The sequence below is a fragment of the Rhizobium leguminosarum genome (assembly GCF_002953715.1).
Classification (GTDB): Bacteria; Pseudomonadota; Alphaproteobacteria; order Rhizobiales; family Rhizobiaceae; genus Rhizobium; species Rhizobium leguminosarum_V.
The window spans coordinates 3,827,057-3,847,914 of sequence record NZ_CP025012.1 but is presented as its reverse complement, the minus strand read 5'-3'; the positions used below and the strand labels follow the sequence as shown (position 1 = coordinate 3,847,914).

General features: G+C 62.4%; 14 protein-coding genes. 4 read left to right on the top strand and 10 right to left on the bottom strand.

Going from position 1 to position 20,858, the window contains the following annotated elements; translation table 11 throughout:
* The first annotated feature begins 11 nt into the window (after positions 1 to 11).
* Genes CUJ84_RS19185 through CUJ84_RS19170 form a run of 4 tightly spaced genes read left to right on the top strand, consistent with a single transcriptional unit; the run spans position 12 to position 4,321 of the window.
* The gene (locus CUJ84_RS19185; RefSeq protein ID WP_105007375.1) at positions 12 to 353 is read left to right on the top strand and encodes a sarcosine oxidase subunit delta; all 342 of its coding nucleotides are present in this window, start codon (positions 12 to 14) and stop codon (positions 351 to 353) included.
* Positions 350 to 3,343, top strand: a complete 2,994-nt coding sequence (locus CUJ84_RS19180; RefSeq protein WP_105007374.1) for a sarcosine oxidase subunit alpha — start codon at positions 350 to 352, stop codon at positions 3,341 to 3,343. Before CUJ84_RS19185 ends, CUJ84_RS19180 begins: the two co-directional genes overlap by 4 nt.
* Positions 3,336 to 3,884, top strand: coding sequence for a sarcosine oxidase subunit gamma (locus CUJ84_RS19175; protein WP_105007373.1), 549 nt, complete (start codon positions 3,336 to 3,338; stop codon positions 3,882 to 3,884). The genes CUJ84_RS19180 and CUJ84_RS19175 overlap by 8 nt, the downstream gene beginning before the upstream one ends.
* Positions 3,885 to 3,922: 38 nt before the next feature.
* Positions 3,923 to 4,321, top strand: a complete 399-nt coding sequence (locus tag CUJ84_RS19170) for a VOC family protein (protein WP_105007372.1) — start codon at positions 3,923 to 3,925, stop codon at positions 4,319 to 4,321.
* A gap of 15 nt (positions 4,322 to 4,336) precedes the next feature.
* On the opposite strand, the gene CUJ84_RS19165 is transcribed toward CUJ84_RS19170, so the two are convergent.
* From CUJ84_RS19165 to CUJ84_RS19120, 10 genes are all read right to left on the bottom strand, one after another.
* Entirely contained in the window at positions 4,337 to 4,825 is a 489-nt protein-coding gene (locus tag CUJ84_RS19165) for a MaoC family dehydratase (protein WP_027667785.1), read from the bottom strand.
* 90 nt (positions 4,826 to 4,915) lie between these two features.
* Positions 4,916 to 6,895, bottom strand: coding sequence for a glycogen debranching protein GlgX (glgX, locus tag CUJ84_RS19160; protein WP_105007371.1), 1,980 nt, complete (start codon positions 6,893 to 6,895; stop codon positions 4,916 to 4,918).
* A gap of 12 nt (positions 6,896 to 6,907) precedes the next feature.
* Positions 6,908 to 8,539 carry an alpha-D-glucose phosphate-specific phosphoglucomutase gene (locus CUJ84_RS19155; protein WP_105007370.1) on the bottom strand — a complete coding sequence of 544 codons (1,632 nt, stop codon included), beginning with the start codon at positions 8,537 to 8,539 and terminating at the stop codon, positions 6,908 to 6,910.
* A gap of 6 nt (positions 8,540 to 8,545) precedes the next feature.
* Positions 8,546 to 9,988 (bottom strand): glycogen synthase GlgA, encoded by a 1,443-nt coding sequence (gene glgA / locus CUJ84_RS19150; RefSeq protein WP_105007369.1) that lies wholly within the window; start codon positions 9,986 to 9,988, stop codon positions 8,546 to 8,548.
* Positions 9,989 to 9,991: 3 nt separating this feature from the next.
* A complete protein-coding gene (gene glgC, locus CUJ84_RS19145; protein WP_105007368.1) occupies positions 9,992 to 11,254 on the bottom strand; it encodes a glucose-1-phosphate adenylyltransferase in 1,263 nt (420 codons plus the stop codon).
* A gap of 19 nt (positions 11,255 to 11,273) precedes the next feature.
* On the bottom strand, positions 11,274 to 13,481 hold the full coding sequence (gene glgB / locus CUJ84_RS19140; RefSeq protein WP_105007367.1) for a 1,4-alpha-glucan branching protein GlgB: 2,208 nt from the start codon (positions 13,479 to 13,481) through the stop codon (positions 11,274 to 11,276).
* Positions 13,478 to 15,940: a glycogen/starch/alpha-glucan phosphorylase gene (locus CUJ84_RS19135; protein ID WP_105007366.1), complete on the bottom strand. Its 2,463-nt coding sequence runs from the start codon at positions 15,938 to 15,940 to the stop codon at positions 13,478 to 13,480. Before CUJ84_RS19135 ends, glgB begins: the two co-directional genes overlap by 4 nt.
* A 282-nt stretch (positions 15,941 to 16,222) precedes the next feature.
* On the bottom strand, positions 16,223 to 17,419 hold the full coding sequence (locus CUJ84_RS19130) for a TadE/TadG family type IV pilus assembly protein (RefSeq protein ID WP_105008245.1): 1,197 nt from the start codon (positions 17,417 to 17,419) through the stop codon (positions 16,223 to 16,225).
* A 117-nt stretch (positions 17,420 to 17,536) separates the two neighbouring features.
* On the bottom strand, positions 17,537 to 18,415 hold the full coding sequence (locus tag CUJ84_RS19125) for a transglutaminase family protein (RefSeq protein WP_105008244.1): 879 nt from the start codon (positions 18,413 to 18,415) through the stop codon (positions 17,537 to 17,539).
* 5 nt (positions 18,416 to 18,420) lie between these two features.
* On the bottom strand, positions 18,421 to 20,838 hold the full coding sequence (locus CUJ84_RS19120) for a circularly permuted type 2 ATP-grasp protein (RefSeq protein ID WP_105008243.1): 2,418 nt from the start codon (positions 20,836 to 20,838) through the stop codon (positions 18,421 to 18,423).
* Positions 20,839 to 20,858: the final 20 nt, after the last annotated feature.

The window sequence follows — 20,858 nt, the reverse complement described above, 5'->3', positions numbered from 1 at the left end:
ACGGGTAACACATGCTGCTGATCTATTGCCCATACTGTCAGGAAGAGCGCTCCGAGCTCGAATTCCGTGGCGCGGGTGACGCGCATATCGCGCGGCCCGCCGAGATCGCCTCGATCTCGGACGAGGAATTCGAGGCCTATTTCTTTCTGCGCGACAATCCGAAGGGGCTGATCTTCGAACGCTGGCGGCACATTCACGGCTGTGGGCGCTTCTTCAATGCGGCGCGCGATACGGTGACCGACAAATTCATCGTGACCTACAAGGCGGGTGAGCCGAAGCCTGAGATCGGCGCGGCGGCTCAGCAGCATGGGCCTGTCGAAACATATGAAGCCGTGGAAGGAGAGGCGCAATGAGCGGCGTGAACCGTATCGCCGGCAAGGGGCGCCTGACACCGGCCAGAACCGCGCGCTTCAGCTTCGACGGCAAGAGCTATACGGCGCTCGAAGGCGATACCGTCGCCTCGGCGCTGATCGCCAACGGCGTGCATCTTCTGGGACGTTCGTTCAAATATCACCGAGCCCGCGGTATTCTGTCGGCGGGGGCCGAGGAGCCCAACGCGCTGATCGACGTTTCCCGCGATACGGCGCGCAAGCAGCCGAACGTGCGCGCCACCGTGCAGGAAGTCTTCGACGGCATGATCGTCAGCTCGCAGAACCGCTGGCCGTCGCTCGCCTTCGATGTCGGCGCGGTCAACAATCTGATGTCGCCGTTCTTCGCGGCCGGTTTCTACTACAAGACCTTCATGTGGCCACGCGCCGCCTGGAAACACGTCTACGAACCGCTCATCCGTCGTGCCGCCGGCCTCGGCGTCGCGCCGACGGAGGAGGATCCGGACCATTATGCCAGCCGCTATGCCCATTGCGACGTGCTGGTGGTCGGTGCCGGCGTGGCTGGGCTTTCGGCAGCGCTGGCCGCGGCCGAGACCGGTGCCCGGGTAATCCTTTGCGACGAGCAGGCGGAAGCGGGCGGCGCGTTGCGTTATGACACCGGCGTGACCATCGACGGTCAGGACGGCAATAGCTGGGCACAGAAGGCCGTGGCGCGGCTGGAGGCGATGGACAATGTCGAAGTGCTCACCCGCACGACCGCCTTCGGCTACTACAACCACAATTTCATCGGTCTTGCCGAGCGCGTCACCGATCATATCGCCAAGCCTTCCCGCGACCTGCCGCGCGAGCGGCTTTGGCAGGTCCGGGCGAAGCGGGTGATCCTTGCCACCGGCGCGATCGAGCGGCACATGGTGTTTCCGAACAATGACCGGCCGGGCATCATGCTCGCCTCGGCGGGGCGGATGTATCTTAATCACTACGGCGTCGCCGTCGGGACCAAGGTCGGCATCTACACGGCGCACGACTCGGCCTATGAGGCGGCCTTCGATCTGAAGCGCGCTGGTGTTTCGATCGCCGCCATCGTCGATAGCAGGCAGGCGCCGGGAGCGGCGGTGCTGGCCGAGGCGCGGGCGCTCGGCATCGATGTTCTGGCTGGCCAGTCGGTCGTCAATACGTCGGGGCGGCTGCGCATCTCCTCGATGACGGTGGCGCGTAACGGCGGCGGTTCGCCGCGCAAGATCGCGGTCGATGCGCTGCTGGTTTCGGCCGGCTGGACGCCGTCCGTCCATCTGTTCTCGCAGTCGCGCGGCAAAGTGGCCTTCGATGCCGAAAGCCAGCGTTTCCTGCCCGGCTCCTATGCGCAGGACTGCCTTTCGGTCGGCGCCTGTAACGGCACTGACGACCTGCAGCGGACGATCGAGGAGTCGCTTGCCGCCGGCGAGTTGATGGCGCAGGCCACCGGCAGAAGCAGCGGTGAGAAGATCGCGATTTCGGCCGAGCAGGCCTATGACTGGACGGGTGGCATGATCGGCGCTGCCGAAGGTGCCGGGCCGAAGACCAACGCCAAGGCCTTCATCGATTTCCAGCATGACGTCTGCGCCAAGGATATCCGCCTTGCTGTGCGAGAGGGCATGCATTCGATCGAGCATATCAAGCGCTTCACGACCAACGGCATGGCCTCGGACCAGGGCAAGCTCTCCAACATGCATGGCCTGGCGATCGCCGCCGAAATGCTCGGCAAGGAAATCCCGCAGGTCGGGCTCACCACTTTCCGTGCGCCCTATACGCCGGTCACCTATGGTACGCTGATCGGCCATTCGCGCGGAGAACTGTTCGACCCGACACGCAAGACGCCGCTGCATGCCTGGGAGGAAGCCCATGGTGCGGTCTTCGAGGATGTCGGCAACTGGAAGCGTGCCTGGTTCTATCCGCAGGCCGGCGAAACACTGCATCAGGCGGTTGCTCGCGAATGCCGGACGGCGCGCGAGGCGGCCGGTATCTTCGACGCCTCGACGCTCGGCAAGATCGAGGTGGTCGGTCCGGATGCGGCGAAGTTCCTCAACCTCATCTACACCAATGCCTGGGACACGTTAAAGCCCGGCAAGGCCCGCTACGGCATCATGACCCGCGAGGACGGCTTCGTTTATGACGACGGTGTCGTCGGACGCCTGGCGGACGACCGTTTCCACGTGACGACGACGACAGGCGGTGCGCCGCGCGTTCTGCACCACATGGAAGATTACCTGCAGACGGAATTCCCGGATCTGAAGGTATGGCTGACCTCGGTGACCGAACAATGGGCTGTCATCGCCGTGCAGGGACCGAAGGCGCGCGAGATCGTCGCGCCGCTGGTCGAAGGGCTCGATCTTTCGAACGAGGCCTTCCCGCATATGAGCGTGGCCGAGTGCACGGTCTGCGGCGTGCCGGCGCGGCTCTTCCGCGTCTCCTTCACGGGCGAAACCGGCTTCGAAATCAATGTGCCGGCCGATTACGGCCAGTCGGTACTCGAAGCGGTCTGGGCCAATGCCGAACCGCTCGGCGCCTGCGTCTACGGCACGGAGACGATGCACGTTCTTCGCGCCGAGAAAGGCTACATCATCGTCGGGCAGGATACGGACGGGACCGTGACCCCCGATGACGCCGGACTTTCCTGGGCGGTTTCGAAGAAAAAGACGGATTTCGTCGGCATTCGCGGGCTGAAGCGGCCGGATCTCGTCAAGGACGGGCGCAAGCAGCTCGTCGGCCTCGTCACCAAAGATCCGAAGCTGGTGCTCGAAGAAGGCGCGCAGATCGTCGCAAGCCCGAACGAGCCGAAGCCGATGACCATGCTCGGGCACGTCACATCTGCCTACTGGTCGGAAAATTGCGGCCGGTCGATCGCCTTCGCGCTCGTCGCCGGCGGCCGGGCGCGGATGGGCGAGACGCTCTATGTGCCGATGCCGGACCGGACGATCGCCGTCGAAGTGACGGATCTGGTATTCTTTGACAAGGAAGGGGGCCGCATCCATGGCTGATGTCGCAATTCGCAAACCGGCGCTTGCCGGACGTCTCGGCGGCTCTGCAACGGTGCGGCTGACGACCGCTCCCACTGCCAGCCGGGTGGCGCTGCGCGCGCCGGCGGAATCGCTCTCGGCACTTTCTTCTGCTCTCGGCCTGACGCTGCCGGATGCTCCGAAGACATCCGGCCGGGCCGGCGCTCGATCGGCGCTCTGGATTGGCCCGGACGAGTGGCTGGTGATCGATGAGGCCGGCGCCGATCTGATGGCAGCACTTTCCGGCGCCGGCACGCTGCATTCGGCGACGGACGTTTCCCACCGCAATCTCGCGATCATCGTCTCGGGACCGGGTGCTGAGGCGACGCTTTCGGCCGGATGCCCGCAGAATCTGTCACTTTCTTCCTTTCCGGTCGGGGCCGCATCGCGCACGGTCTTCGGCAAGGCGGAGATCGTGCTTTTCCGTACGGAAGAAGACACGTTCCGTGTGGAATGCTGGCGGTCGTTTTCGGATTATGTCTTCGGGCTGCTGAACGAGGCGGCTGAAGACGCGGGGCACTGAGCCTCAGCGGGGCGTGCGCTCATTCAAGAGGTAAGCGAATGCTACACCATGTCTCCCTCGGCGTTTCCGACATCGAGCGGTCGGCGGCATTTTACGATGCTGCCCTTGCCGCGCTCGGCTATATCAGGGTCTGGGACGATATCAGGCCGGGGCAAACAGGGCAGGCAATCGGCTACGGCCTTCCCGGCGGCGGGGACAAACTGGCGATCAAGCATCGCCCGGACGGCCAGCGTGCGCCCGGCCCGGGTTTTCATCTGGCGTTTGCCGCGCCGAGCCGCAAGGCAGTCGATCAGTTTTATGTGGCGGCAATCGCGCAAGGCGGCAGTGACAATGGCCCTCCCGGCCTGCGGTCCCATTACGGTGAGCATTATTATGCGGCGTTCGTCATGGATCCCGACGGACACGCTCTCGAAGCCGTGTTCAATTCGGCTGAGTAACAAAAGCAGTTTCGCTTAGACGTCCTCGGGACGGTCCTTTGGGTCGAATTGAATGATGGTGATCCATTTTGCCGTCAGTGCCGGCTTCTTCTCGTTTTCGATCTCGATCGTGACGTCATAGGTGGTCATCAGCATGCCGGCGCCACGGAAGCGGGCTTCGGAGAGCAGGAAGCGGCCACGGACGCGGGCGCCGCTTTTCACCGGCGTCATGAAGCGGACGCGATCGAAGCCGTAATTGATGCCCAGGGTCTGCTCGCGCACTTTCGGCAGGCAATTGTAGTTCATCGTCGACAGCAGAGACAGTGTCAGGAAGCCATGGGCGATGGTTCCTCCGAAAGGGCTCTCGGCCGCCGCTCGCTCAGGATCGACGTGAATGAACTGATGGTCGTCGGTCGCCGACGCGAAGGCGTCGATCATCGTCTGGTCGACGGTGACCCAATCCGAAAGGCCCGTTTCCATGCCGATCAATCCCCGCACGTCGGAGAGTGAAATTTCCGTGACCATGAATTCCTCGTGAAACAAGCCGCTGCGGCAAAGCCTTATCGTGCATTTGTGACGATTGCGACAAGGATTTGGGTGAGGGAGGGGAGGCTGTCAATTTTCTACGAAAAAGGCGATGGAGCGCGGCTCGACGGTTGCGTGGCCACTGGTTTTCCTTGCTCCATCCGGCGTCAACTGGCGCCAGCCCGGTTCGCCCTTAGACGGAAGCGTGAAAAATTGACGGCTCCCCGAGCGGTTGAAAAGCACGCCAAGCCGGGTCTGCCTGCCGCGCGCGGAGCGGTCGCCGGTCGATAGCAACATGCCGAGGGTGGAAAGCGACGGCGTCTCCCATTCGGCAACGGTCATCGGCTCGCCGGAAAGCGAGATCCATTCGACATCACCATTTCCCGCCAGGAAGCCCATTTCGGAAAAGACGGTGAAGCGGCGACGCAACCCTGCAACGAAGCCGGTATGGGCGATGAGACCCTCGTCCAACGCCTTCCAGTCCAGCCAGGTGATCTCGTTGTCCTGGCAATAGGCGTTGTTGTTGCCGCGCTGGCTGCGGCCGCCCTCGTCGCCTGCCGTCAGCATGATGCTGCCGCGGGTGGCAAAGAGCGTTGATATCAGCGCCATCACATCGTCCCGGCGACGCTTGCGGATCGTCGGATAGACGGTTTCACCCTCGACGCCGTTGTTCCAGGAGTGGTTCTCGTTGTGGCCGTCACGATTGTGTTCGCCGTTGGCGTCGTTGTGCTTTCCGGCGTAGGAAACGAGATCGATCAGCGTAAAGCCGTCATGGGCGGCGAGGAAATTGACGCTGCGCGTTTCCTTGCCGTCGTTGCGGGAGAAGATGTCGGAGGAGCCGGCGAGTGCGGTTGCCAGCGAGCCGGTCTTGCAATCGTCGCCGCGCCAGTAGCAGCGCAGGTCGTCGCGAACCCGGTCGTTCCATTCAAGGAAGGGCAGCGGGAAATTGCCGAGCTGGTAACCGCCCGGTCCGATATCCCAGGGTTCGGCGATCATGATCCGATCGGCCAGCACATCGTCGGCCAGGATCGCGGCAAGTGTTCCGCCGTCGCGCTCGAAGCCTGCCGCGGTGCGGCCGAGCACCGGGGCGAGATCGAAGCGAAAACCGTCGACGCCGGCGTTGAGCACGAAATGGCGCAGGCTGTCGATGACGAGGCGGCGGACCTCAGGATGATCGCAGGCGAGCGTGTTGCCGGTGCCTGTGTCGTTGACGAGTTCGCCCGGCCAATTCTGGGCGTGGCGATAATAGTGCAGGTTGTCGAGGCCGCGCAGCGACAGCGTCGCGCCGTAACGGTCGCTCTCGCCGGTATGGTTGAAGACGAGGTCGAGGATAACGGCGATGCCTTCGGCATGGAGGGCAGCAACCGTCTCGCGCAGCTCGGTCATACCGCCGGGGACGAGCCGCGGATCGAGCACCATGAAGGCGACGGGATTGTAGCCCCAGCCGTTGGTGAGGCCGAGCGGCGGCAGGTGGCGTTCGTCGATCCAGGCAGTGATCGGCATCAGTTCCACGGCATCGACACCGATCCGCTTCAGATGCGCAACGACGGAGGGATGGGCAAGCGCTGCGACAGTGCCGCGCTGGGCCTCCGGCACGTCGGGATGGAGAATGGTGAAGGGGCGCACCGCCACCTCATAGATAAAGCCGCCCGGTTTGAAGAGCGGCTTGCTGATCGCGGCTGGGGTATCGGTGGTGACGATCGCCTTCGGCATCAGATCCTGGCTATCCTCGCCATAGATGCCGAGGCGGGGATCGTAGCGGAACGGCCTATCGATCTCCTTGGCGTAGGGATCGATCAGCAGTTTGGAGGGATCGAACCAGAGGCCGTTGTCGGGCGCGTAGATACCGTCGGCGCGATAGCCGTAGCGCGCGCCCGCCTTCAGTCCGTCGACAAACAGATGATGGATGTGGTTGCTGTCGCGCGCCATCGGCAGGCGCGCGAATTCCCTGTTGCCGTCATCCTCGAAGAGGCAGAGTTCGATCTGTGCAGCATGATGCGACCACACGGCAAATTCGACGCCGGTCTCGAAGACGATCGCGCCGGCTTGCGCCGAACTGCTTCCCCGCATGTTCCCCCCGGATCAGGTGATCACGGTTGGCGCATCGCGTCCCGTGCGTTCCCGAATGCTGGCAATGCTTTCGGCGGCCGCGATCAGATCGGCGAGCGCTTCCTGCGTTTCGATGTTGTGGCGAGTCGAATCCGGCTCGTAGCGTTCGATATAGACGCGCAAGGTTGCGCCAGACGTGCCGGTGCCGGACAGACGGAAGACGACGCGGGAGCCGCCCTCGAAGAGCACGCGGATACCCTGATGCTCGCTCACCGATTTGTCGATCGGGTCGTGGTAGGCGAAGTCGTCGGCCTTCTCGACCTTCAGGCTGCCAAAGCTCTTGCCGGGCAGGGTGGAAAGCTGGCTGCGGAGATTGTCCACCAGGCCGTTTGCGGCATCGGTGTCGAGGCCTTCATAATCATGGCGTGAGTAATAGTTGCGGCCGTAGGTCTGCCAGTGCTGGGTGACGATATCGGCGACGCTCTCGCCGCGCACGGCAAGAATGTTCAGCCACAACAGCACGGCCCAGAGGCCATCCTTTTCGCGGACGTGACTGGACCCCGTGCCGGAGCTTTCCTCACCGCAGATCGTCGCCATGCCGGCGTCGAGCAGGTTGCCGAAGAACTTCCAGCCGGTCGGCGTTTCATACATGCCGATGCCGCGCTTTTCGGCGACGCGGTCGGCAGCGCCTGATGTCGGCATCGAGCGAGCGATGCCGGCAAGGCCGCCGGAATAGCCGGGCGCGAGATTGGCGTTGGCGGCAAGGATCGCCAGGCTGTCGGAAGGCGTGACGAAGATGCCGCGGCCGATAATGAGATTGCGGTCGCCGTCGCCGTCGGAGGCGGCGCCGAAATCGGGCGCGTCATCGCCCATCATCTCATCGAAGAGTTCCTTGCAGTGAACCGGGTTCGGGTCCGGATGATGGCCGCCGAAATCCGGCAGCGGCATGAAATTGCGCACCGAACCCGAGGGAGCGCCGAGACGATTTTCGAAGATTTCCTTGGCATAGGGGCCGGTGACGGCGCTCATTCCATCGAAGGCAATGCGGAAGCCGAGGCTGATCAGATTGCGGATGGCGCCGAAATCAAACAGCTCTTCCATCAGCGCAGCATAGTCCTCGACCGGGTCGATGACCGAGAGGATCGTGCCGCCGGGAAGCTCGTCCTTGCCGATGCGGTCGAGATTGACGTCGGCGAAATCAGCGATCTTGTAGCTGTCGATCGTCTTGGAGCGCGCATAGATCGCGTCGGTGATCTTTTCCGGCGCCGGGCCGCCATTGTTGATGTTGTATTTGATGCCGAAGTCTTCGGTCGGGCCGCCGGGATTGTGGCTGGCGGAGAGGATGATGCCGCCGAAAGCCTTGTATTTGCGGATGATGTGGGAAGCGGCCGGCGTCGACAGGATGCCGCCCTTGCCGACCATGACCTTGCCGAAGCCATTGGCGGCGGCCATCTTGACCGCCTTCTGGATGACCTCGCGATTGTAGTAGCGTCCGTCGCCGCCGATGACGAGGCACTTGCCCTGATAGCCTTCCAGCGAATCGAAGATCGACTGGATGAAGTTCTCCGCATAGTTCGGCTGTTGGAAGACCGGAACCTTCTTGCGCAGGCCCGACGTGCCGGGTTTCTGGTCCAGATAGGGCGTGGTGGGGACGGACTTGATCATTTTAGTTCACATGCCTTTCGAGACGAGGCTTGAATAGAGGGCAGCGTAGCGTTCGGCGCTCTTCTCCCAGGAGACATCCGATTTCATGCCCTGCTTTTGCAATTGGGTCCAGAGTTTTCGGTCCTGATAAAAGTGCATCGCACGGCGGATTGCCTGTAGCATGCCTGTTTCGGTTACGGGCGCAAATTGTATGCCGGTTGCGACTTTCGCCGCAAGTGCGGCGTGATTGGCGTCGATCACAGTGTCATTCAACCCGCCGGTGCGGGCGACGATCGGCACGCAGCCGTAACGCAGGCCGTAAAGCTGGGTCAGGCCGCAGGGTTCGAAGCGCGAGGGGATGATGATCGCATCGCAGCCGGCCTGCATCAGGTGCGACATCGGCTCGTTATAACCGATCGAGACGCCGATGCGGCCGGGATGGCGGGCGGCTGCGGCGAGCAGCGCGCCTTCAAGTGCGGCTTCGCCGGAGCCGAGCACGACGAGCTTGCCGCCCATGGCGACGATCTCGTCGGCGATGTTGGCGACGACATCCATGCCCTTCTGCCAGGTGAGACGGCTGATGACGCAGAAGATCGGGGCGTCGTCATTGTCGAGGCGGAAGAATTCGGCGATCGAGCGACGGTTCTCCTCGCGGTTCTTCAGTGTCGTCGGGCCGTAATGGGTGTGGACGACAGGATCGGTCGCCGGGTTCCAGATATCGGTGTCGATGCCGTTGACGATGCCGTGCAGATCGTCGATGCGGCTGGCGATGACGCCCTCCAGCCCCATGCCGAATTCCGACGTCAGAATCTCATCGGCATAGGTCGGGCTGACTGTCGTGATCGCATGCGCGGTCTTAAGGCCGCCTTTGAGGAAGCCGACAGTGCCGTAATATTCGATGCTTTCGGTGGCGAAGGCATGGGCAGGCAGGCGCAGGCCGGGAAAGATCTCGGAACCGAACTGGCCCTGGAAGGCGATGTTGTGAATGGTCAGCACGCTCGGCAGTTCCGGCGTCGGATAATAGCGCATATAGACCGACGTCAGCGCCGCCTGCCAGTCGTGGGTGTGGACGAGATCGGGCCGCCAGCCGGGCAGCAGACCGGCGGCGATCTCGGAGGCGGCGAGCGACAGGGCGGCGAACCGACGCCAGTTGTCGGGATAGTCTTTGCCGAGCGGATCGAGATAGGGCCCGCCCGGCCTGTCGTAATAGGCCGGCGCATCGAGGACGAGCAGATCGACGCCCTCGTGCTGGACCTCGAGCACGGTCGCCCGCTCACCGAGCAGGTCGGGGATTTCGAGCCTGACGACCGGGTCGCGAATGACCTTCATGACGGCGGGATAGCCGGGCAGAAGGGTCTTGGTCTCGACCCCGAAGGCTTTGAGAGCAATCGGCAGGGCGCCGGACACATCGGCCAGACCCCCTGTCTTGATCAAAGGGAAGACTTCGGACGAAACCGAAAGAACTTTCATAAGTCAGATATCCAGCTTGTCGATCATCGGTTGCGTGATCAGGCAGATGCCGCTTTCCGTCCGCCGGAAGCGCTTGGCATCGAGCTCGGGATCCTCGCCGACGACCAGGCCTTCCGGAATGACGACGCCATGGTCGATCACCACATTCTTGAGCTGCGCGCGCCGCCCGATCTTCACATTCGGCAGGATGACCGCCCCTTCCATCTTGGAGAAGGAGTTGGCCCTGACGCCCGTGAAGAGCAGGCTGTTGTTGAGCATGGCGCCCGAGATGATGCAGTCGCCTGACACAACGGAGGAGGTGGCCGAGCCGCGGCGATCCTCGTCGTCATGGACGAATTTCGCCGGCGGGGTGATCTCGGCATAGGTCCAGATCGGCCAGGACTTGTCGTAGATGTCGAGCTCCGGAACGATCGCCGTCAGGTCGATATTGGCCTGCCAATAGGCGTCGATCGTGCCGACGTCGCGCCAGTAGGGTTCATGCTCGAAATCCGAACGGACGCAGGACTTGGCGAAGCGGTGGGCGACCGCCTTACCGTTCTTGACGATATAGGGGATAATGTCCTTGCCAAAGTCGCGGCTCGAGGTCGGGTCGGCAGCGTCGCGGCGCAGCGCATCGAGCAGGAACTTGGTGTGGAAGACGTAGATGCCCATTGAGGCGAGGGCGAAATCCGGCTTGTCGGGAATGGGCGGCGGATCGGCCGGTTTCTCGACGAAGGCGATGATCTCGTCCTTGTCGTTGACATGCATGACGCCGAAGCCGCTCGCTTCCATGCGCGGCACTTCCAGGCAGCCGATGGTGACGTCGGCGCCGGAATCGACGTGCTGCTGCAGCATCCATTCATAGTCCATCTTGTAGACGTGGTCGCCGGCGAGAATGACCATGTATTCGACACCGTAATCCTGGATGATGTCGATGTTCTGATAGACGGCGTCGGCCGTACCTTCATACCATTGTGTCTCGGAGACGCGCTGGCTGGCCGGCAGAATGTCGAAGCTCTCGTTACGCTCAGGGCGGAAGAAGTTCCAGCCGCGCTGCATGTGGCGGATCAGCGAATGCGCCTTGTATTGCGTGGCGACGCCGATGCGGCGGATGCCGGAATTCAGGGCGTTCGACAGGGCGAAATCGATGATGCGGGCCTTGCCGCCAAAATAGACGGCCGGCTTGGCACGCCGGTCGGTGAGTTCCTTGAGACGGCTTCCCCTGCCGCCCGCCAGAACATAAGCCATTGCATCGCGGGCAAGTGGCTGAACGCGCTTTTCTACCATTTTCTCCTCCCACCAGTCACTAATTTTCAGGTTCAAGCATGATTGTCGCCAAGGGCGGCAAGGTAATCGAGCAGGTGATGTTGCCGCCGGCATCGACGGCCTGCACGCGCCCGCCATTGCCCTTGCCGCTGCCGCCGTAAATGTCGGCATCGGTGTTCAGGATTTCCCGCCAGCGGCCTGCAGACGGCAGGCGGATCGAGTAGTTCTCGCGATAGACAGGGGTGAAATTGGTGATGACGGCGACCGGCTTCTGGCCCGGCGCCTTGCGCAGCCAGGCAAAGACGGAATTCTGGTGGTCGTCGGCGACCAGCCATTCGAAACCTTCGCCTTCGCAGTCACGCTCATGCAGCGCAGGCTTGCTGCGATAGGTGAAATTGAGGTCGCGCACCAGGCGCCGCATGCCCTCGTGCATGCGATACTGAAGCAGGTTCCAGTCGAGTGCCTTCTCTTCGCTCCACTCGCTCCACTGGGCGAATTCCTGGCCCATGAACAACAGCTTCTTGCCGGGATAGCCCCACATATAGGCGTAGTAGGCGCGCAGATTAGCGAATTTCTGCCAGTCGTCGCCCGGCATCTTGGCGATCAGCGAGCCTTTTCCATGGACAACCTCGTCATGCGAGAGCGGCAAGACGAAATTTTCCGAATAGGCGTAGAGCAGGCCGAAGGTGAGTTCGTTGTGGTGGTGCCCGCGATAGATGGGATCACGGCTCATGTAGCTCAGCGTGTCGTGCATGAAGCCCATGTTCCACTTGAAACCGAAGCCGAGGCCGCCTTCATGGACGGGCTGCGAGACTTTCGGCCAGGAGGTCGATTCCTCGGCGATGGTCATGACGTTGGAATTTTTGCCATAGATGCGGATGTTGAGATCCTGCAGAAAACGGACCGCTTCGAGGTTCTCGTTGCCGCCATATTCGTTCGGGATCCACTCGCCGTGCTTGCGCGAATAATCGAGGTAGAGCATCGAAGCGACAGCATCGACACGCAGACCGTCGAGATGGAATTTTTCGGCCCAGTAGAGCGCGTTGTTAACGAGATAGGAAACGACCTCGGTGCGGCCGAAATTGTAGATCGCCGTGCTCCAGTCCGGGTGGAAGCCCTTGCGCGGATCTTCGTGCTCGTAGAGGGCGGTGCCGTCGAACCAGCCGAGACCGTGTTCGTCGGTCGGAAAATGCGCCGGCACCCAGTCGAGGATGACGCCGATGCCGACCTTGTGGCAGCCGTTGACGAAACGGGCAAAACCCTCCGGCTCGCCGAAACGCGCGGTCGGCGCATAGAGGCCGGTCGTCTGGTAACCCCAGGAGGGGTCGTAGGGGTACTCGGTGATCGGCAGGAATTCGATATGCGTGAAGCCCATGTCGGCGCAATAGGGGATGAGGCTGGAGGCGAGCTCGTCCCAGGACAGCATCGTGCCGTCCTGCCGGCGTTGCCAGGAGGCGGCATGCACCTCGTAGATCGAGATCGGCTGGCGGCGCTTGTCGGTCTCGCGCCAGTGCTTCAGATGGGCCTCGTCTTCCCACTCCTGCTCCAGTTCGGCGGCGGTGATCGAGGCGGTCTTCGGTCGGAGCTCGCTGCGCCGTGCAAAGGGATCTGCCTTCAGCGGCAGCAATACGCCGTCCTGGCCGCGGATTTCGAACTTGTAAGCGACGCCGATCGGTACGTCAGGAGCAAAGATTTCCCAGATGCCGCTATCGGAGCGGAAGCGCATCACGTGGCGACGGCCGTCCCAATTGTTGAAATCACCGACGACGGAGACGCGCTGCGCATTCGGCGCCCAGACGGCGAAATGGATGCCCTGGGCGCCGTCATGCTTGATGAGGTGGGCGCCCATCTTGTCGAATAGGCGCAGGTGCGAACCCTCGCGGGCGAAATAATCGTCCATCGGTCCGAGCACCGGACCGAAACTGTAGGGATCGGTGACAGCCCATTCGGCATCGCCTCGCCGGGCACGGTAACGCACCGGCTGGAGCTTTGTGAGGGAAACCGGGCCGGCAAAGACGCCGTCGGCATGGAGTTGTTTCAGCTCGCCGATGACGCCGCCATCGAGCGTCATGGCGGTCACCTCCTCTGCGCCCTGGATGAAGCACCGGGCGACGAAGGCGTCGCCGGCCTGATGCACACCCAGGACGGCAAAGGGATTGGAATGCGAGCCGGCAAGGATCGCCGTGATTTCATCTGCCGAAATTTCCCAGGAAAGCTTTACTTCAGGGACGATCTTCGGCGTTTTCATCCGGCTCTCCAGATTTCGTCTGCATATTGCCTGATGGTACGGTCGGAAGAGAACCAGCCCATCCGCGCCGTATTGTTGATTGTCTTGGTGTACCAGGCGGACTGGTTGGTCCAGATCTGGTCGACTTCCCGCTGGGCCTGGGCATAGGCGTCGAAGTCGGCAGCGACCATGAACCAGTCATGCGAATAGATGCCGTCGATCAGCGCCGTGTAGCGGTTGCGGTCATCGGGCGAGAAGACGCCGGAACCGATAGCGGCAAGCGCCTGGGCGAGTTCGCGCGATCCCTCGATGATGGCGCGGGGATTGTGGCCATCACTGCGGACTTTCGACACCTCGTCGGCCTTGAGGCCGAAGATGACGATGTTGTCCTCGCCGACATTGTCGCGCATCTCGACATTGGCGCCATCGAGCGTGCCGATCGTCAGTGCGCCGTTGAGGCCGAACTTCATGTTGCCGGTGCCGGAGGCTTCCATGCCGGCGGTCGAGATCTGCTCCGAGAGGTCGGCGGCGGGAACCATGACCTCGGCGAGCGAGACATTGTAGTTCGGCACGAAGACGATTTTCAGCAGGCCGCGTACCGACGGATCGTTGTTGATCGTGCGGGAGACGTCGTTGATCAGCTTGATGATGAGCTTGGCATTGTAATAACTCGGCGCCGCCTTGCCGGCGAAGAGTTTCACGCGCGGCACCCAGTCGAGCTCGGGATGCGAGCGGATCTGGTCGTAGAGCGCGACGGCCTCGATGATGTTCAGCAGCTGGCGCTTGTATTCGTGGATACGCTTGATCTGGATGTCGAACATCGCCGACGGATCGAGCTTCACACCCATGCGGCTGGCGACGAGGTTGGAGAGTGCCACCTTGTTGGCGCGCTTTACGGCTGCGAACTTCTGCTGGAAAGCCGGATCGGAGGAGTGCACGTCGAGCGCGCGGAGCTTCTCGGCATCATCGAGGAATTCGTCGCCGATCGCCTCGCGGATCAGGCCGGTGAGACCGGGATTGCACTGCTGCAGCCAGCGGCGCGGCGTGATGCCGTTGGTCTTGTTGTTGATGCGGTCGGGATAGAGCTTGTGCAGGTCGGCGAAGACGGTGACCTTCATCAGGTCGGTGTGCAGCGCCGAGACGCCATTGATCGAATGCGAGCCGACGAAAGCGAGGTTGCCCATGCGCACGCGGCGGTCGCCGCTTTCATCGATCAGCGAGATCGAGCGGATTTCGCCATCGGAGAAGTTCTTGCCCTTACGGGCGTCGATCAGGATCTTGGCATTGATCGCATAGATGATCTGCATATGGCGCGGCAGCAGACGCTCAAACAGCGGCACCGCCCAGCTTTCCAGCGCTTCGGGCAGAAGCGTGTGGTTGGTGTAGGAGAAGGTATGGCGGGTGATTTCCCAGGCCTGGTCGAAATCCATGCCATGCACGTCACAGAGCAGGCGCACGAGTTCGGCGACCGAGACGGCGGGGTGGGTGTCGTTCAGCTGGATCGCCACCTTGTCCGGCAGCGAGGTGAAGTCGTCATATTGCTGCAGATGGCGGCGCAGGATGTCCTGCAGCGAGGCCGACGAGAAGAAGAATTCCTGGCGCAGGCGCAGTTCCTGGCCGGCCGGGGTGGCGTCGGCAGGATAGAGAACCCGGGTCAGGCTTTCGGCCTTGTTGCTTTCGCGGAGCGCGCCGATGTGGTCGCCGGCGTTGAAGGCATCGAGCAGGATCGGATCGATCGGTTGCGCCGACCAGAGGCGCAGCGTGTTGACGCGCTTGCCGCGCCAGCCGACGGCCGGCGTGTCGAAGGCGGCGGCAATGACGCGCTCGGCCGGTTTCCAGACGTAGCGCGGCTGGTCGTCATGGGTGGTGATGAATTCGACGGCGCCGCCGAAGCCGATTTCATAGGCGCTTTCGCGGCGCTCGAATTCCCAGGGATTGCCATGGGCGAGCCAGTTTTCCGGCAGTTCCACCTGCCAGCCGTCGGCCAGCTGCTGGCGGAAGAGGCCGTGAACATAGCGGATGCCGTAGCCATAGGCCGGAACGTCGACGGTCGCCATGCTCTCCATGAAACAGGCAGCCAGGCGGCCGAGGCCGCCGTTGCCGAGCGCGGCATCCGGCTCCAGGCCGGCGATGACGTTGACGTCGACGCCGAGCGAGGCGAGCGCGTCGCGCACTTCCTCCATCAGGCCGAGGTTCGAAACGGCGTCGCGCATCAGGCGGCCGATCAGGAATTCAAGAGAAAGATAATAGACGCGCTTGGCGCCGGTCGCATAAACCTCACGGGTGGAAGCCATCCACCTGTCGATGATGCGGTCGCGCACCACCAGGATCGTCGCCGTCAGCCAGTCATGCGGCTTTGCCACCTTGGCGTCCTTGCCGATGCGGTAGGTCAGACGTTCGATGATTTCTTCAGCGAGAATTTCCGGCCTTGAACTGCGAGGGGCGGGGGAGGGGATGATCGGCTTAGAAACAGTGTTCATCGTCAGGTCTCGCCAATTTTAATTTTGTTTCAGGATGTTATGCCTGATTCAATCAATTTGTCGCTTGCTCGGCCGACAGTTTATGCATCGTTACTAAGCACTTGCAACAAGGGATTTGGGCAAACGAAAAATTTGCGAAACCTTCATATTCACGCGGGTCGAGGGGGTTGATTTCAATGGCTTTTCCGGATCTGATGGGCCGAACGAGCATAACGAAAAGCCGCGCTGGTTTGTTCCGTCGCGGCTTTTTGCTGGGTTAAACTACCGGCTGGGCTGAGGCAATCAGTTCGTCAGCAGCGTGAGAGCCTTCGTCGCCTCTTTTGCGATGCTGGTAAAGGACGCCACCAGCTTCTCCATGGTTTCGGCCTCGTAATAGTTGCCGCCCGGCGACGCGCAGTACTGGAGTAGCTGCTTGCCTTTGTCCGGGGCCATGAAGGCGACGCTGAAGATCTTGATGCCGGCTGTCTTGGTTGCATCGCATTGGTCACGAACATTCTGGTCGAATGACTGTTGCCATTCGCCCGTGTTGCCGGTCATTTCGCCGTCGGTCATCAGAATAATGTAGCGAGACACAATTCTGTTGCCTTTGGCCACATGTGCTTGAGTCTCAACGTCCGAACCGTCCGAAGCTTTCGCGATGGAAAGAGTTGCTTGCCTCATTGGTTCGGTGGCATCGGTCCCGCCGCTTGCTGTAATCCCGCTCACATAAGTTGCTGTCGTCGCCGTGCCCCAGGCCATACCGCTCATGCTTTTGATCTGGGTCTTTTGGGTATTATAAATAAGACCGTTATTGTAAGAATACGCACCGGTGCGTACGAGGCTGTGGTCCGGATCGGCGGTGTTCAATGCCGTAAAGAGGGCATCGGCTGCCTGTTTGAGCGCGTCGATCTTGGTAACGTAGGTCTTACACTTTTTGCCACTATAGGTGGCGCAGGTAGTGGTGTTGTCGCCCATCGAACCAGATTGGTCGAGCACCAGTTCCATGGAGAGGGCGGTCTTAGTATCGTTCGTGCCGCTCGAAGTCGAACTCGAGGCGCCGATATTCATCGTCTTGTAGCCCAAAACGCCCATGAATGGTGTGGTGGCAATGGTATAGGAGGTGTTGACGGTAATCTTATAGCTCTTGCTCGTTGCCGTCGTGCTCGCGTTGACGTTGACGCTCGTTCCAGCCTTGATGCTGTTCATGGCCTCGGTGCCGACATAATTGGCCATCTGGCCGCTTACGAATTCTTTCGCGATGGTCTCGGCGGCAGCAGTGGTCGGAGCCGTTCCGTTGGCAAGCGCGGTTGCGGCGGCAAGAGCACCGGCATCCGTAGCTTCCTGCAGTTCACGCTTAGACAGGATCGCATTCGAAAAGTCGATTGCCAGGCCGGCGGCGCCGACAAGTACAGGCAGAAGAATGGCAGTCATGATTCCGAAGTTACCGCCACGGTCGCCAAGCATGCGACGCAGGCAGGGATGCAAAGAGGAGGTGCTCATCATGTTCACCCGTATATGGAGGCCCTGTGAGGTGATATTAGCCACGCCCCTCCTTTCCGCTGTCCTTACGGCATCAATAGAATTTTAACGAATCGTCGGATTTTTCCAGTTTTGGGATTATTTCAGCGGGATCACGTCGACCGCCTGGACGGCGCGTTGGCCGCCATAGCTTTTCAATACGCCGATGACGGGAACGACGTCGGAATAGTCGCGGCCATAGGCGACGACGATGTGGTCCATGCCGGCGGGGATGTTGTTGGTCGGATCGAGTTCGATCCAGCCGATCGTCTCACCGCACCAGATCCTGACCCAGGCATGCATGGCGTCCGCCCCTTCCAACCGTTCCTTGCCGGGCGGCGGGATGGTGCGCAGGAAACCGGAGACGTAGCCGGCCGGAATGCCGAGGCTTCGGAGCGCCAGGATCATGATGTGGGTGAAATCCTGGCAGACGCCGCGCTTCAACTTGAACGCCTCGAGCGGCGTCGTGTCCACCGTCGTCGCGTCGGGGTCGTAGGTGAAATCCTTGTTGATGCGGGCACAGAGCGCATGGGCGATCTGCATCGCCGTCAGCTCAGGCGTGGCACAGCTTTGCGCATAGTCGGCGATCTCGCGCGCTTGGGTCAGGCGCGGGCTATCGCCAAGGAAGTGGTGCGGCGAATCCGGCGCCAACGACCAGATGCCTGATATTTCCTCCGGCAAGTCGGCAAGCAACGGCGAGAAATCGGCGGCGATCGGCTGGCTTTCCACCTGCACGCGGGCCTGCATGCGAATGTCGAGCGTCTCGTGCGGCGCGCGCAGCATGAAGGAGGTGGTGGGATGATGGAAGAAATCGACGAAATGCGACTGCTCGTCCGGCGTCGGCGAGATGGTGATCGAGCCGGCGACCAGGCGCTGCCGGTTGGGCAGCGACAGCGGCATCAGGCGCATGACGTGGCGGGCGCCGGAGGCCGGCACGTCGTAGCTGTAACCCATGTGGAGGGAGAGATCGTAGAGCATCGCCGTCACCCGAGATAGGTCTGGGCGAGCAGATCGGAAAGCTGCTCCAATTCGCGTTCGAGCCGTTGATAGACCTCGACCCCCATGCCCTCCGGCGTCATCACCGCCAGGCCGGAATGGAGCCGCATCGCCTCGCGGTAGAAGGGCGACATCTGGCCGTTGATCAGGGCATTCGGCAGCTGCTCGACCTCATGGTGGATCTCGTTCACCTGGAAGAGGACCGAGCGGGGGTTCAGGGGGTCGAGCGCCAGCAAGTCGGTGACGGTCAGCCGTGCCGTGTTGACGTTGTAGCGGCGGCGGTGGGTCATGACGCTGTCGCCGATCTCGAGCAGCATGTCGAGGGCGCCGTCGGGCGCTTCCGGGCCGGACATGTGGCCGAGCAGGCGCGTCATGTGCAGGCCGCGCTCGATATAGCGGCCGAGCGAGAGGAAGCGCCAGCCGGTGAAGCGGTACATGTTCTCGTGCACGAGGCCGGCGAAGCCCGCGAGTTTACGCAGAAGGATCGTCATCGCATGGCTGGCATCGTCGCCGGCAGCGACGGTGACGTGAAAGCGTCGGGCGGTCTTGGCGAGATCGTTGAGTGCCAGCCAGCCGTCCGGCGAGAAACGGTCGCGGATGTTGCTCGCCGAATAGACGGCGCTATCGATGTTGCGCAGCAGCGTTTCCGGCACGGCCTCGGCGGTATCGATATCGACGGCGGTGAGATACTCGGAGACATCGGCGAGCAGCGGCTGGCTCGGATCGGCAGCTTCGGCGTAACGCGCATGCCAGGCGCGCAGGATGCGCAGCGCCCCTTCGGCGCGTTCGATGTAGCGGCCGAGCCAGAACAGATTATCGGCTGCCCGGCTCGGCAGACTGCCCGGCATGTTGCGGGTGAAGCTGCCCTCGGCTGGTAGCAGCGTGTGGCGCTCGACCGGCTTGTCGCTGACGATCCAGACGTCGGCGGCCGCTCCGCCCGACTGCATGGCGATCGCTGCGACATCGGCGCCGGAGCCGATGCGGGCAAAACCGCCGGGCATGATCTGCCAGCCATTTGCCGTGCGGGCAGCGAAGACGCGCAGCGACATCGGCCGCGGCACGAGCTTGCCGTCCACCCAGGCGGGAGTCGTCGACAGCGTGACGACCTCCTGGCCGACCAGTTTGGGGCCGTCCGAACTTAGCCAGTCGGTAATGGAATCCCTGGCGGTCGCACGCAGCGATGAGCCGAGCACGGATTCGCCGTTGTCGTCGAAGAAGGGTGCCCGGGAATAGGCCGGCCCGATGACCATCTTCTCGATGTTCTTTGCGACGTGCTCACGCTCTTCCTTCTGGCCGCACCACCAGGTGGCGATCGAGGGCAGCTGCAGATCCTCCCCCAGCAGACGGTGGCAGATGGTCGGCATGAAGGCCAGAAGCGCCCGGGTTTCGAGAACGCCGGTGCCGAGCGCATTGACGATGGTGACGCTTTCGGCGCGCAGCGCTTCCACCAGGCCCGGCGTCCCGATATGCGAATTCTGGTTCAGTTCCAGCGGGTCGGCAAAGGCCGAATCGAGACGGCGCCAGAGTACGCCGATCGGCTTCAGACCGGCGACGGTGCGCACCATGACGCGGCCCTTGACGACGGTCAGGTCTTCGCCCTCGAGCAGCATGAAGCCGAGATAGCGGGCGATGTAGGCGTGCTCGTAGTAGGTCTCGTTGGCGGGGCCGGGCGTCAGTACGGCGATGCGGTCGTCGCCCGAATGTTTCATGCCCTGAAGCGCGTCGCGGAAGGCGCCAAAGAAGGAGGCGAGGCGATGGACCGGGGTTTCGGCATAGATATCCGAAAAGGCCCGGGTCGTCGCGACGCGGCTTTCCAGAGCGAAACCGGCGCCCGACGGCGCCTGCGTCCTGTCGGCCAGCACCCACCAGTTGCCGTCAGGTCCGCGGCCGATCTCGAAGGCGCAAAAATGCAAATAATGTCCGGAGCCCGGCCGGATGCCGGCGAGCGGGCGCTGGAATTCGGGATTGGCGGCCATCAGCGCCGGCGGCAGGACCCCTTCCTCCACCAGTCGGTTGTCGCCGTAGATATCGGCAACGATCGCCTCCAGCAGGTCGGCGCGCTGGACGAGGCCCGCCGACAGCGTCTTCCATTCGCGCTCGTCGATCAGCACCGGGATATGCGAGATCGGCCATTCGCGTTCGCCGGTGCCTTTGCTGCCATAGGCGCGGTAGAAGACCCCGGCATCCCGCAGGTAGCGGTCGGCGCGGGCGAAACGCTCGGCAAGATCCTTTTCCGGCATTGCGCTCAAATGCGAGAGGAAACGCTGCCAGACCGGGCGGACAGCGCCTTTGTTGTCGACCATCTCGTCAGCGGAACCAGGAAGCGGCGCATAGTCGAAGGCCGCACCCTTGCCGATGCGGTCCTCTACCTCTCCCTTGCGCTCCGCTGCCGGCCTCTTACCCATCAAAACTGAAACCCTAACCC

What these genes read in the sequence shown, in the direction of transcription:
- CUJ84_RS19185 (WP_105007375.1), top strand. Translation starts at nt 12, where the DNA reads ATGCTGCTGATCTATTGCCCATACTGTCAGGAAGAGCGCTCCGAGCTC.
- CUJ84_RS19180 (WP_105007374.1), top strand. Translation starts at nt 350, where the DNA reads ATGAGCGGCGTGAACCGTATCGCCGGCAAGGGGCGCCTGACACCGGCC.
- CUJ84_RS19175 (WP_105007373.1), top strand. Translation starts at nt 3,336, where the DNA reads ATGGCTGATGTCGCAATTCGCAAACCGGCGCTTGCCGGACGTCTCGGC.
- CUJ84_RS19170 (WP_105007372.1), top strand. Translation starts at nt 3,923, where the DNA reads ATGCTACACCATGTCTCCCTCGGCGTTTCCGACATCGAGCGGTCGGCG.
- CUJ84_RS19165 (WP_027667785.1), bottom strand. Translation starts at nt 4,825, where the DNA reads ATGGTCACGGAAATTTCACTCTCCGACGTGCGGGGATTGATCGGCATG.
- glgX (WP_105007371.1), bottom strand. Translation starts at nt 6,895, where the DNA reads ATGCGGGGAAGCAGTTCGGCGCAAGCCGGCGCGATCGTCTTCGAGACC.
- CUJ84_RS19155 (WP_105007370.1), bottom strand. Translation starts at nt 8,539, where the DNA reads ATGATCAAGTCCGTCCCCACCACGCCCTATCTGGACCAGAAACCCGGC.
- glgA (WP_105007369.1), bottom strand. Translation starts at nt 9,988, where the DNA reads ATGAAAGTTCTTTCGGTTTCGTCCGAAGTCTTCCCTTTGATCAAGACA.
- glgC (WP_105007368.1), bottom strand. Translation starts at nt 11,254, where the DNA reads ATGGTAGAAAAGCGCGTTCAGCCACTTGCCCGCGATGCAATGGCTTAT.
- glgB (WP_105007367.1), bottom strand. Translation starts at nt 13,481, where the DNA reads ATGAAAACGCCGAAGATCGTCCCTGAAGTAAAGCTTTCCTGGGAAATT.
- CUJ84_RS19135 (WP_105007366.1), bottom strand. Translation starts at nt 15,940, where the DNA reads ATGAACACTGTTTCTAAGCCGATCATCCCCTCCCCCGCCCCTCGCAGT.
- CUJ84_RS19130 (WP_105008245.1), bottom strand. Translation starts at nt 17,419, where the DNA reads ATGAGCACCTCCTCTTTGCATCCCTGCCTGCGTCGCATGCTTGGCGAC.
- CUJ84_RS19125 (WP_105008244.1), bottom strand. Translation starts at nt 18,415, where the DNA reads ATGCTCTACGATCTCTCCCTCCACATGGGTTACAGCTACGACGTGCCG.
- CUJ84_RS19120 (WP_105008243.1), bottom strand. Translation starts at nt 20,838, where the DNA reads ATGGGTAAGAGGCCGGCAGCGGAGCGCAAGGGAGAGGTAGAGGACCGC.